The following is an 11,851-nucleotide window of genomic DNA, read 5'->3' as shown; positions in this document are numbered from 1 at the left end:
AACGGTCCGTCGCCCTCCTTCGTTTCTGCTCACCGATCGATGGACGCCATGTTCTGCTCGTCGTGACGCGCTCCGGAGGCCGGGGTCAGCGCATCCAGCCGGGCGAGTTGGTCCGGCGTCAGTTCGATCGCGTCGGCGGCGATGTTCTCCTCGACGCGCGCCACCCGCCGTGTCCCGGGGATGGGAGCGATGTCGGTGCCGCGGGTGAGGAGCCAGGCGAGGGCGGTCTGGGCGGGCGTCGCTCCCGCTTCAGCGCCGATGCGTGTCACCTCGTCCACGATCGCCAGATTCCGGGTGAAGTTCTCGCCGACGAATCGTGGATTGGTCTTGCGCCAGTCGTCGTCGGCGAAGTCCTCTACGGTCCGGATCCGGCCGGTGAGCAGTCCGTGCCCGAGCGGCGAGTACGGCACGAAGCCGATGTTCAGCTCTCGGAGGAGAGGGAGGATCTCCTCCTCCACATCGCGCGTCCACAGCGAGTACTCGGTCTGGACAGCGGTCACGGGGTGGATGGCGTGGGCGCGACGAATGGTCGCAGGACCGGCTTCCGACAGGCCGAAGTGCAGGACCTTGCCCTCGGCGACCAGGTCCGCCACCGCCTGCGCGGTCTCCTCGATGGGCGTCTTGGGGTCGACGCGGTGCTGGTAGTACAGGTCGATGTGGTCGGTGCCGAGGCGCTTCAGAGAGCCCTCGACCGCGGCCTTGACGTTCGCCGCGCTGCTGTCTGTCGTGCCCGGGCCTCCCCCGGAGTGCGAGACCAGGCCGAACTTGGTGGCGACCACGACATCCTCGCGCCGACCGGCGATCGCCCTTCCGACCACCTCTTCGCTATGGAACGGGCCGTAGATCTCGGCGGTGTCGATGTGCGTGACACCCAGATCGAGAGCCCGGCGGATGGTGCGGATCGATTCGGTGTCGTCGAGGCCGCCTTCGGACGTGTACGTTCCGGCCATGGTCATCGCGCCGAGGCCGATGCGCGAGACGGTAAGGCCGCCAATGTGTGCGTTCTTCATGGGTACGAGTCAACGACCCCGCGTCCGTACGAGCCAGTCACGCTCGACAGGGTTAATGACGGTGACCCCCTCCCGAGCCCCGGTGTGACGTAGGTTCGTCACATGGATGCGCGAACCGACATCCGCGAGTTCTTGACGTCGCGCCGGGCCAGGCTGACGCCGGCCGATGTGGGCCTGCCGGATTTCGGAGGGCGCCGGCGGGTGCCAGGGCTCCGCCGCGAAGAAGTCTCCTTGCTCGCCGGGATCAGTGTCGAGTACTACGTCCGTCTCGAGCGCGGCAACGCGACCGGGATCTCGGACAGCGTGCTCGACGGCATCAGCCGGGCGCTCCGGCTCGATCGGGCCGAGCACGACCATTTCCGTGACCTGGTCCGTGCCGCGAATCTGGGGCCCCGGGCCGAGCGACGCCGCCCGGCCACCCGCGCGCAGCAGGTCGGCACGGGTACGCAGCGGCTGCTGGATGCGATGACGGCTTTTCCCGCGATCGTCCAGAACACGCGCATGGACATCGTGGCGAGCAACGCCCTGGGCCGCGCCCTCTTCTCTGAGCTCTTCGTGCCCGGGGAGCACACCGCGAACTTCCCGCGGTTCGTCTTCCTCGATCCACGCGCTCGTGTCGCCTACCGGGATTGGGACGACTCGGCGGAACAGCTCGTCGCCCTCCTGCGTGCAGCCTCCGGCCGCACTCCGTGGGATGCGGGGCTCCACGAACTGATCGACGAGCTGAACGACCGCAGTCCGGACTTCCAGAGACTCTGGCGTGCGCACGATGTGCGGGTGCATCTCGCGGGCATCAAGCGCTTCCGGCATCCCGAGGTCGGCGACCTCGACCTGTTCTACGAGGCGATGCAGCTCGCCACCGATCCCGGGCTCCAATTCGTCGGTTTCACGGCCGAGCCTGGCTCACCCTCCGACGACGGCCTCCGACTGCTCGGCAGCCTGGCGGCGTCGGCAGCGTCTGCCGATCGCCAGGTCTGAGCGCACGGTCTGGACGCGGAGCGCTCTCACGCTCGCCCGCGGGGCGCCCCCTGCGCCAGCGGCCACTCCCCCAGCCGGGCGGCCGCGGCGTAGGTGGCCTCCAGAAACTCCAGCACCAGCGCGTCCGGGTCCGGCGAGCGCCGCACCGTCTCGTACGGGAGCAGGAACTCGCCGAACTCCTCGCTGAAGAACGCGCCATCGGGCACCGGCGCCTCAGCGAATCCGGCGGGAGCCGGGTACGCGTAGGAGTAGTACGCGCCCTCCGCACCACCGCCCGGCCAGAATCCGGCGCTGCTGATCTCGTGCGAGTAGCCCTCGACCATCACGCGGTCCGGGCAGTTCGGTACGCCGCCGGGATGCGCGGGCGCCGTCCGCCCCGAGAACCGGGTGACCGCCAGATCCATCGCGCCCCAGAAGTAGTGCACCGGACTCACCTTGCCGACGAACCCGGAGCGGAAACGCTGCAACAGGCGCTGCGCGTCGATCAGCTGCCGCCAGAACGCCTGCGCCTGCTCGGGGACGTACGTGCAGTGCGTGGTGTCGTCCGCGAACGGGATCGCCACCTCCACCTCGTTCGGCACCGGGTGGATGGACACATCCACGCCCAGGCTGCCGAGCGCGGCGAGGGTCTCCTCGTAGAACTGCGCGACCGACTTCCCCGCCAGCGGGAAACTGTGCCGGCCGCCGTCGCTCGTGCGCAGCACCAGTTCGTGCTCGAGGAAGTCGAACTCGATGTCGAGGATCCCGCCCGCGACGGGTATCGGCCCGGTGCTTAGGCCCCGCGCGCTCAGGTACAGCGTGACGTGCCACCAGTGATTGACCGGCGGGGTCAGCGCCATCCGGATCTTGCCGACGACCTGCGTCCACAGATGGAGGGTGTCGCGGGTGGCCTGCCAGGAGGCGACGGTGAGCTCGGTCCGCACACGTGAGATCCTATCCAGCGCAGGAGGCGACGAATGGCAGAGATGGACAACCGGCAACGAGACATGACCTTGGTGCTGATGCTCGCGCTCACTTTCTCCACGGGGATCGTGGATGCGGTGGGCTACCTGGGGCTGGACAAGGTGTTCGCGGGCAACATGACCGGCAACGTGGTGATCCTCGGCATGGCCTTGGTGGGTGCAGAGGGGCTGCCGTGGGTGGGGCCGCTGATCGCGCTGGTCGCCTTCATGGCCGGCGCCGTCGTCGGTGGCCGTACCCTGCGGCGCGAGAGCACAGGCTGGAACACCCGGACCAGCTGGTCGTTCACCGCGGTGGCGGCCGCGCTGGCGGTGCTCACCACCGTGACGACGATCACGGGAGGCGTTCCCCCGAAGCCGTGGGAGCTGGCGATCACGACGCTGCTCGCGGCCGCGATGGGGTTCCAGGCGGCGGTCGCGCGGCATCTCGCCGTGAAGGATGTCACGACGGTCGTCGTCACCTCCACGATCACCGGACTCGCCGCGGACTCGGTGCTCGCCGGCGGCAGCGGCCAGCCGTGGCGGAGGCGCGCGGCCGCCGTCGTGCTCATCGCCGTCGGCGCGCTGGTCGGAGCGCTGCTGCTCCGGCTCGGCATCGCGTTCCCGCTCGGTCTCGCCACGGTCGTCACCGGGGCCGCGGCAGTCGTCGGGCACCTCGCGGCCCACGAGACGCGCGCCGCGCATCCGGTGCACGACTAGATTTCTGACCGTGAGCACTCCGACACCGATCCTTCTCGGCCCGAACCAGCCTCTCGACCGCCCCTACCGCGGCGGAGCAGGCATCGCCCGCTTCCGCGGTACCGCCCAGCCGAGCCCGTTCACGCCGGAGGACTTCGTCGGCTCCACCACGGAGGTCTTCGCGGGCCGGGGCGTCGGCCTCACCGTTCTCCCGGACGGCCGAACGCTGCGGGATGCCGTCGCCGCCGACCCGGTCTTCTTCCTGGGCGAGCGGCACGTCGAGCGGTTCGGCGCCCGCACGATGCTGCTCGTCAAGCTCCTGGACACCGCCGAACGGCTGTTCGTGCACTACCACCCGGACGACGCCTTCGCCGCGCGCCACCTCTCGAGCCCGCTCGGGAAGACGGAAGCGTGGGCGATCATCGACGCGGCTGACGACGCCTACGCATCCCTCGGCTTCCGGCGGCCGGTATCGCCCGACGAGGTGCGGGCCTGGTGGACGGGGCAGGACGCGGACGCCATGCTCGACGCGATGAACCGGGTGCCGTTGACCGCAGGCGACACCCTCCTGGTGCCCGCCGGCCTCGCCCACGCGATCGGTCCGGGCGTCACCCTCGTCGAGCTGCAGCAGCCCACCGACCTCTCGGTGCTGCTGGAACGACGCACCCTGACCGAGGCGGAGGCGCTGCTCGGGCTGGACTTCGACACCGCGGTCGGCGGACTTGTGCGCGAGGTCACGCCGGAGGAGCGCATCCACTCGCTGCGCCAGGGCCGGGGCGAGGAGACCCTGTTTCCGGCCGACGCCGACCCGTTCTTCGCGGCCGAGCGCATCGCGGTGGACGGCAGCCGCGAACTGGAGCCGTCCTTCTCGGTGCTGGTCGTGCTCGACGGCGAGGGCACGCTCGAGACGGACGCGCGATCGCTGCCCATGCGTCGCGGCGCGACCGTGCTGACCGCATACGGCGACGGACCGGTCGGCCTCAGCGGCCGGCTGGAGCTGATCCGCTGCCGGCCTCCGCGCTGAGCGGCGTCACCACTGTCACCGGCTCCGGTTACGCTGACCCGGTGACCAGCCCGTGCGCCGTCTGCGGGGCCTCTGCCCACGCCGGGGCTCCGATGGCGCTGTGCCTGCCGCACCTGCTGGAGGCCCATGACTGGGTCGACGGCGAGTTCGGCGTGACCGACGTTCTGCCGTCACCCTGCGCCTTCTGCGGATCGCGGCTTGGCGTGCGTTATCCGTCTGGCTGGCTGTGCGCCGTGTGCGAGTGGCGCGTCGGCGAGCCGCCGCCGGACGACACGACCATCACCCGGGTCGACGTCGTCTACTACCTCCGCTACCGCGACCGCATCAAGATCGGCACGACGGCGAACCCTGCGCAGCGGTTCGCCGCGCTCCCCCACGACGAGGTGCTGGCGTTCGAACGGGGCGACAGAATGCTCGAGCACCGCCGGCACGAGCAGTTCGCGCACCTGCGCATCCCGGGCACCGAGTGGTTCGAGACCGACGCGGCGCTACTGGAGCACGTCGAGCGCGTACGCGAGGGCGCCCGCGAGCCGTGGGCGTTACTGGCCCGCTGGCGCAGCGAGGCAGCGGCGCTCCACGGCTGAACACTGGTGATGCCATCGTCGGGGAAAGTGCCCCGCGTCTCCGACGGACCGCGGTGCCGGTGGAGATTCCGCGCAGAAAGGCTCGGATCTCCGACGATAGGCGGCGGATCTCCGACGATGACCATCACGTGAGGGCTGGACCCGGGGACGGTGAAGGCCCGGATCCGGCGAAGGCCCGGATCCGTGTGGATCCGGGCCTTCGTGAAACCGACGGGCGCGCTCAGGCGACCTCGAGGCTCTCGCGCCGGCCGCTGTGGACGGTGACTGGCAGCTCCCCGTCGACCTTCGCTGCGAGGCGCGCCATCTCGTCCGCCTCCGCCTCCGCAGAGGAGACCACAGCCATGACGATGGCGGGGGTGGCGGGCTCGAGGGTCTCCACCGATGCGGTGGCGACCAGTTCCTCGGCCTCAGCCACGGCCGAACGGCGAGCGGCCCGCATGATGCCGGCCGCGACGACCGTCACGATGCCCGCCGCGAACGCCAGGATGCCTGCGGTGGCGAAGCCCTCGGTGTAGCCGGACTCGGCCGGGAGACCGTCCGGCGCGATGGCTCCGGTGACCAGCGCGGTCATCACGGCCGCCCCGACCGCCGAGCCCACCGTGCGCAGGTTGGCGTTCATCCCGCTTGCGATGCCGGTCTGCGTGGCCGGCACGCTCTGCACGACGACGCTGGTGATCGCCGCGTAGATGAGGCCCAGGCCGAGGCCGAACACACCTGAGGCTGCAGCGACCGCCAGCAGGGAGCCGTGCATGAACGCGAGCGACAGGCTCGCCGCGCCCATGAGCACCGCCGAGACGACGATCTGCGCCCGGAACCCGATCCAGCGGGCGAGGGGGCCGCTCAGGAACCCGGTCACCGCCATGGTCACGAGCATCGGGAGCATCAGCATCCCCGACTCCGCCACGGACGCGCCCAGGCCGTAACCGGTGGAGGTGGGTGTCTGCACGAACCGCGGGAAGAAGGCGAACACCGCGAACATCGACGCGCCGATGAAGACGGCCGCCGCGTTCATCGACCAGACGCCCGGGTCGCGCATGAGCCGCATATCCACGAGTGGATGCCGCGAACGCAGCTCGACGAGGATCCAGGCCGCGAGGAGAATCGCCGCGAGGAGGAACAGGCCGATCACGACCGGAGAGGACCATCCCCACTGCGCGCCGGTGCTGAGCGGCAGCAGCAGCGCGATGAGCCAGCCGGAGAGCAGCAGGCCCGCCCACGGGTTCACGCCGCCGGTCGCCCGGGTGGGCGATTCGGGGATGAAGATGAGGGCAAGGACGGCCGCCGACACGGTGAGCGCGACAGGCAGCAGGAAGAGTCCACGCCAACTGAGCGCATCGGCCAGCGGGCCGGCGAGCACGGTGCCGAGGCCGCTGCCGATCGCGATGATCGACGCGATGGCGCCGATGGCGGAGGGCAGTCGACGGGCGGGGAACTCGTCGCGGATGATGCCGAAGGCGAGCGGGAACATTGCACCGCCGAGGCCCTGGATGACGCGGCCGGCGATGACGACGCCGATGGTCGGCGCTACGGCGGCGACCACGCTTCCGAGCGCGACGGCGAGGAGGGCGAGGACGAGGATGCGGCGCTTGCCGACCAGGTCGCCGACGCGACCGAGCAGCGGCGTTGCGACCGCGGCGGCGATGAGCCACGCGGTCATGGTCCAGGTGACACCCGCGGTGGTGGTGTGCAGGTCGGACTGGATGACGGGGAGGACGGGGACGACGAGCGACTGGAGGGTCGCGAAGGAACCGACGCTGAGCGCCAGGATGGCGAAGGTCAGTCCAGGGTGGGATCGAGACATTGTCGGGAGTTTTCCGTTTCTCGAGGTGATGCCGGAAAGGCGCTAGAATTGGAGGGAGGCTCCGTTCGGAGGGTTCCTCCGGTTAGCTCCTACAGTACCGGAGGCGGCCTCCGCTTCGCAACCCCGGCTTTCCCGACCCGAGAGGACCCATCGCCGTGACCGGCACCCAGACACCCGTCGTGGGCGTCGTCCGCCCCCAGCGGGCGGATGCGCGCCGCAACTTCGACGCGCTGCTCGCCGCCGCGCGCGAGGCGTTCGCAGCGCAGGGACCGAGCGCACCGCTCGAGGACATCGCTCGCCGCGCCGGCGTCGGGATCGGGACGCTGTACCGCAACTTCCCGACTCGGGATGCGCTGGTCGAGGCCGTCTACATCGACGAGGTCGCAGCGGTGGTCCGCGCTGCAGACGAGGCCGGATCGCTCGACCCGTGGGAGGCCGTCCAGGCGTGGCTCCGCCGCTTCGTGACCTACGTCGGCACCAAGCGCGCGCTGGTCGAGGGCCTCAACAAGGAGTCGCCGGTGCTGCTCAGCTGCCGCACCTCCCTGTACGACGCGGGCGAGCCGCTTCTTCAGCGCGCACAGGCGGCCGGCGAGCTCCGCGACGACGCCACGATCGGCGATGTCATCCGTATGGTCTCCGGCATCGCGGGCGTCGCCTTCGACGACGACGAACAGCGCGATCGCGTGATCGCCATGGCGATCGACGGGCTCCGCACCCGCTGAACCCGGCCGTCCGCGTGACCTCCCCGTAGGCTTGGGGAATGGAGCTGGGCGTCTATGCGGTGATCGCCGTGGCGGTCATCGTCGGCGTGGCCGCCTTCGCACGCAAGCTCGGCGTCGCGGCCCCGATCATCCTGGTGATCGTCGGAGTGACGCTCTCCTTCCTGCCCGGGGTGCCCGAGATCGAGGTGCCGCCGGAGATCATCCTGGATGGGCTGCTCCCGCCCATCCTGTACGCCGCGGCGATCAGCGTCCCGCTCACCGACTTCCGTCGCAACCTCGCGCCGATCGCCGGGCTCTCGGTGGTGCTCGTCGTGATCACCGCGTTCGCCTCGGGCTTCGTGCTCTTCACGATGCTGCCGGACCTGAACCTGGCGGCCGCGATCGCCCTCGGCGCGATCATCAGCCCGCCGGATGCCGTCGCGGCCACCTCGATCGGCCGGAAGCTCGGCCTTCCTCCGCGCCTGCTCACCGTGCTGGAAGGCGAGGGGCTGGTCAACGATGCGACGGCCCTCGTGCTGCTGCGCACGGCCCTGGCTGCGGCGCTCGGCACACTCGCCACGCCCTGGGCAGGTGTCGTCGACTTCTTCTCGGCCGTGATCATCGCGATCGTCGTCGGCCTCGTCGTCGGCTTCATCTCGGTCTGGGTGCGCTCGAAACTCAACGACCCCGTCCTCGACACGGCGCTGTCGGTCGTCGTGCCGTTCGCCGCGTTCGCCCCCACCGAAGCGCTGCACGGGTCGGGCGTGCTGGCCGTGGTGATCACCGGCCTCTACACCGGCCACGCGGCGCCGTCGCAGTTCAGCGCGCAGGCCCGCATCAGCGACCAGATCAACTGGCGCACGATCCAGTTCCTGCTCGAGAACGGCGTCTTCCTGCTGATCGGCCTCGAACTGCGCACTCTCGTCGCCGACGTGCAGAATCCGGAGATCCTGAGCGTCTGGAACGCCGTCGGCCTGGGGCTCATCGCCGTGGTGTCCCTCATCATCATCCGTTTCATCCTCATCGTGCCGCTGATCTACGGCTTGCGAAGACGCGCGGAGCTCGCTGAGCGCTCGGTGCTGCGGGAGTGGCTGATGATCAGCTTCTTCCGCGACCATCCCGTGCGCTACCGCTGGCAGGCGCTGCGGAAGCAACGGGCGGAGCAACGGTACCTCCGGCACCGCACCGACCTCGAGGAGTACCGCCAGGAGGCCATCGACTGGAAGGGCGGAGTGGTTCTCGGCTGGGCCGGGATGCGCGGCGTTGTCACGCTCGCGGCCGCGCAATCCCTGCCCTCCGACATCCCGTACCGTCCGCAGCTCATCCTGATCGCGTTCACGGTCGCGTTCGTCAGCCTCGTCGTGCAGGGAGGCACGCTTCCGTGGCTGATCCGCACCCTCGGGCTCCAAGGGGCGGATGCGAAGGAGGACCGTCGCCTGCTCGCACAACTGCTCGACGACCTGAGCGAGGCGGGGCTCGCCGTGCTCGACGATCCGGAGACGGCAGCCGGGGCCGCCACCCCGATCGACCCGGAGGTGGTCGAACGGGTGCGTCAGTCCTCCTATCTGCGTGCGGAGTCGGCGTGGGAGCGAACGCTGCTGAGCGACTCCCCGCAGGAGAGCAGGCCGCACCACATCTACCGGACCCTGCGGCTCGCGGTGGTCGACGCCGAGCGCACGCGCCTGCTGCTCGAGCGCGCCCGCGGCTCCTACCCCTCGCGCGTCCTGACCGAGGCGCAGTCGCTCCTCGACCTCGAGGAGACTCGGCTGCGGTCCCGTTCGCGCTGATCCCGCGGTCTCTCGTCATGACCGGCCGGCTCCTTCGTCTCTAGTGATGAGACCCGCGCAGGGGGCGGGAGGAAGGGGAATCATGGAGCTCACCGTGATTCGCAGCGAAGACCGGCGCCGCATGGTCGTGTCGGTCGAGGCGACAACAGAGACAGAGGCTCTCCAGACCATCGGCAAGGCCATGGGCCCGGTCACGCTGGCACTGAGGCAGCTCTCCGTCCGCAAGCGGCGCGGGCCCAGCGGAGACCAACACGCCCGACCTCCCGGTAATTTTAGTTATTCAAAATAACCGACTAGGGTCGAGCCATGGACACGGCACGGCTCGAAAGCATCCTGCGGGAGGCCGGCCTGAAAGCGACGAGAGGCCGGGTCGCCGTCCTCGAGACGCTGACCGCACGGCCGCACGCCGACGCGGAGACGGTCTTCCGCGCGTTGGGGCCGGTGCTTCCGGGCACCTCGATCCAGAACGTGCACAACGTCCTGGGCGACCTGACGGCCGCCGGGCTCGTGCGACGCATAGAGCCGGCCGGGTCGGCCGCTCTCTACGAGCGGCGGATCGGCGACAACCACCACCACGTGGTGTGCACCGGGTGCGGTGCCGTCGCCGACGTCGACTGCGTCGTGGGGCACGCGCCCTGCCTGCATCCGTCGGATGCGGGCGGGTTCGAGATCAGCACCGCCGAGGTCACGTTCTGGGGCCTGTGCCCGTCCTGCCAAGAGCGCACCGCGCTCGCTCAGTAATCCGAGCGCCCGCCATGGCGCGCGCTCAACCGACACCGGGAGAAGTATGTCCGACGACTACACCACCACCCAGACCGGAACGCCGGTCGCCAGCGACGCCCACTCGCTGACGGCAGGGCGCGACGGAGCCACCGCGCTGCACGACCGCTACCTCGTGGAGAAGCTCGCCCAGTTCAACCGGGAGCGCATCCCCGAGCGCATCGTGCACGCGAAGGGCGGTGGCGCGTTCGGCCGGTTCGTCGTGACGGGCGACGTGACCGCCTTCACCAAGGCGGCCGTCTTCCAGCCGGGCACCACGACCCGCACGCTGCAGCGCTTCTCGTCGGTCGCCGGTGAGCAGGGGTCGCCCGACACCTGGCGCGACGTGCGCGGCTTCTCGGTGAAGTTCTACACGACCGAGGGCAACTACGACATCGTCGGCAACAACACCCCGGTCTTCTTCATCCGCGACGGCATCAAGTTCCCCGACTTCATCCACTCACAGAAGCGCCTCCCCGGCTCAGGTCTCCGCGACGCCGACATGCAGTGGGACTTCTGGACGCTGTCGCCGGAGTCGGCCCACCAGGTGACCTACCTCATGGGCGACCGCGGCCTCCCGCGGTCGTGGCGCACCATGCCCGGCTACGGGTCGCACACCTACCAGTGGATCAACGCGGCCGGCGAGCGCTTCTGGGTGAAGTACCACTTCCACTCGCTGCAGGGCAACGAGGAGATCACTGGCGTCGAGGCGGAGAAGCTCGCGGGCGCCGACGCCGACTACTACCGGCGCGATCTGTACGAGGCGATCGAGCGCGGCGAGTTCCCGGCCTGGCGCGTCTCGGTGCAGGTGATGCCGTACGAGCACGCCAAGGACTACCGGTTCAACCCGTTCGACCTGACCAAGGTGTGGCCGCACAGCGACTACCCGCTGATCGAGGTCGGCATCCACACGCTGACCGAGAACCCGCAGAACTTCTTCGCCGAGATCGAGCAGGCCGCCTTCTCGCCGGCGAACACCGTGCCGGGCATCGACATCAGCCCGGACAAGATGCTCATGGCCCGCGTCTTCTCCTACCCGGACGCGCAGCGGTACCGCGTCGGCACCAACTACAACGAGCTGCCGGTCAACCGCCCGGTCGCCCCGGTCAACAACTACTCGCAAGATGGCGCCGGCCGTCACGGCTTCAAGCCGGCAGACGCGCCGGTGTACGCGCCGAACTCGTTCGGCGGGCCGGCTGCCCAGCCGGAGCGCGCGCGTGAGGGCTCGTGGGAGTCGGACGGTGCGCTGGTCCGCTCCGCGGCGACGCTCCACGCGGAGGACGACGACTTCGGTCAGGCCGGCACCCTCTACCGCGAGGTGTTCGACGACGCCGCCCGGGCGCGCTTCCTCGACACGATCGCCGGGGCGGTCGGCGGCGTGAAGCGCGAAGACATCCGCGAGCGCGCCATCCAGTACTGGACGAACGTAGATGCGGCCCTCGGTCGTGCGCTCCGCGACCGCCTGGAGTCGGGCGCGCAGACTCCCGACGAGGCCGCCGAATACGTCGGCGTCGCCGAGTAACGAAACCAGTTGACGCAACACGCCGTCATCGCCCTGGCGATGGCGGCG

11 protein-coding genes are annotated in these 11,851 nt (G+C 70.0%); 8 read left to right on the top strand and 3 right to left on the bottom strand.

The genetic code is table 11. The features are described from left to right. Positions 1–29: 29 nt before the first annotated feature. Positions 30–1,010: an aldo/keto reductase gene (locus AB4Z18_RS15060; RefSeq protein WP_441783548.1), complete on the bottom strand. Its 981-nt coding sequence runs from the start codon at positions 1,008–1,010 to the stop codon at positions 30–32. Positions 1,011–1,112: 102 nt separating this feature from the next. Here AB4Z18_RS15060 and AB4Z18_RS15055 point away from each other — a divergent pair, with 102 nt between their 5' ends. Continuing rightward, a complete protein-coding gene (locus tag AB4Z18_RS15055) occupies positions 1,113–1,988 on the top strand; it encodes a helix-turn-helix domain-containing protein (protein WP_441783547.1) in 876 nt (291 codons plus the stop codon). A 26-nt stretch (positions 1,989–2,014) separates the two neighbouring features. On the opposite strand, the gene AB4Z18_RS15050 is transcribed toward AB4Z18_RS15055, so the two are convergent. After that, the gene (locus tag AB4Z18_RS15050; protein ID WP_441783546.1) at positions 2,015–2,911 is read right to left on the bottom strand and encodes a DUF5996 family protein; all 897 of its coding nucleotides are present in this window, start codon (positions 2,909–2,911) and stop codon (positions 2,015–2,017) included. A gap of 33 nt (positions 2,912–2,944) precedes the next feature. Here AB4Z18_RS15050 and AB4Z18_RS15045 point away from each other — a divergent pair, with 33 nt between their 5' ends. The 3 genes from AB4Z18_RS15045 (at position 2,945) to AB4Z18_RS15035 (ending at position 5,233) form a co-directional block, all read left to right on the top strand. After that, complete coding sequence (locus tag AB4Z18_RS15045; RefSeq protein WP_441783545.1) at positions 2,945–3,646, top strand: YoaK family protein; 702 nt, start codon at positions 2,945–2,947, stop codon at positions 3,644–3,646. A 10-nt stretch (positions 3,647–3,656) separates the two neighbouring features. Further along, complete coding sequence (locus tag AB4Z18_RS15040) at positions 3,657–4,649, top strand: class I mannose-6-phosphate isomerase (protein WP_441783544.1); 993 nt, start codon at positions 3,657–3,659, stop codon at positions 4,647–4,649. A gap of 92 nt (positions 4,650–4,741) precedes the next feature. After that, positions 4,742–5,233, top strand: a complete 492-nt coding sequence (locus AB4Z18_RS15035; RefSeq protein ID WP_441784013.1) for a GIY-YIG nuclease family protein — start codon at positions 4,742–4,744, stop codon at positions 5,231–5,233. Between the two features lie 220 nt (positions 5,234–5,453). Here AB4Z18_RS15035 and AB4Z18_RS15030 read toward each other — a convergent pair whose 3' ends face one another. Beyond that, positions 5,454–7,034 (bottom strand): MFS transporter, encoded by a 1,581-nt coding sequence (locus AB4Z18_RS15030; protein WP_441783543.1) that lies wholly within the window; start codon positions 7,032–7,034, stop codon positions 5,454–5,456. A gap of 155 nt (positions 7,035–7,189) precedes the next feature. Between AB4Z18_RS15030 and AB4Z18_RS15025 the strand changes: the two genes are divergently transcribed. The 4 genes from AB4Z18_RS15025 (at position 7,190) to AB4Z18_RS15010 (ending at position 11,803) form a co-directional block, all read left to right on the top strand. Continuing rightward, on the top strand, positions 7,190–7,756 hold the full coding sequence (locus tag AB4Z18_RS15025; RefSeq protein WP_441783542.1) for a TetR/AcrR family transcriptional regulator: 567 nt from the start codon (positions 7,190–7,192) through the stop codon (positions 7,754–7,756). Positions 7,757–7,794: 38 nt separating this feature from the next. Then, a complete protein-coding gene (locus AB4Z18_RS15020) occupies positions 7,795–9,522 on the top strand; it encodes a cation:proton antiporter (protein ID WP_441783541.1) in 1,728 nt (575 codons plus the stop codon). A 306-nt stretch (positions 9,523–9,828) separates the two neighbouring features. Then, positions 9,829–10,263, top strand: coding sequence for a Fur family transcriptional regulator (locus AB4Z18_RS15015; protein ID WP_441783540.1), 435 nt, complete (start codon positions 9,829–9,831; stop codon positions 10,261–10,263). A gap of 46 nt (positions 10,264–10,309) precedes the next feature. Beyond that, a complete protein-coding gene (locus AB4Z18_RS15010) occupies positions 10,310–11,803 on the top strand; it encodes a catalase (protein ID WP_441783539.1) in 1,494 nt (497 codons plus the stop codon). Positions 11,804–11,851 lie beyond the last annotated feature (48 nt).

The organism is Leifsonia sp. 2TAF2, from assembly GCF_052115085.1.
Classification (GTDB): Bacteria; Actinomycetota; Actinomycetes; order Actinomycetales; family Microbacteriaceae; genus Leifsonia.
This window is presented reverse-complemented; position numbering and strand designations above follow the sequence as displayed.

Excerpts from the sequence above, each read along its gene's own strand:
- AB4Z18_RS15060 (WP_441783548.1), bottom strand. The coding sequence starts at position 1,010 with ATGAAGAACGCACACATTGGCGGCCTTACCGTCTCGCGCATCGGCCTC.
- AB4Z18_RS15055 (WP_441783547.1), top strand. The coding sequence starts at position 1,113 with ATGGATGCGCGAACCGACATCCGCGAGTTCTTGACGTCGCGCCGGGCC.
- AB4Z18_RS15045 (WP_441783545.1), top strand. The coding sequence starts at position 2,945 with ATGGCAGAGATGGACAACCGGCAACGAGACATGACCTTGGTGCTGATG.
- AB4Z18_RS15035 (WP_441784013.1), top strand. The coding sequence starts at position 4,742 with ATGGCGCTGTGCCTGCCGCACCTGCTGGAGGCCCATGACTGGGTCGAC.
- AB4Z18_RS15030 (WP_441783543.1), bottom strand. The coding sequence starts at position 7,034 with ATGTCTCGATCCCACCCTGGACTGACCTTCGCCATCCTGGCGCTCAGC.
- AB4Z18_RS15020 (WP_441783541.1), top strand. The coding sequence starts at position 7,795 with ATGGAGCTGGGCGTCTATGCGGTGATCGCCGTGGCGGTCATCGTCGGC.
- AB4Z18_RS15015 (WP_441783540.1), top strand. The coding sequence starts at position 9,829 with ATGGACACGGCACGGCTCGAAAGCATCCTGCGGGAGGCCGGCCTGAAA.
- AB4Z18_RS15010 (WP_441783539.1), top strand. The coding sequence starts at position 10,310 with ATGTCCGACGACTACACCACCACCCAGACCGGAACGCCGGTCGCCAGC.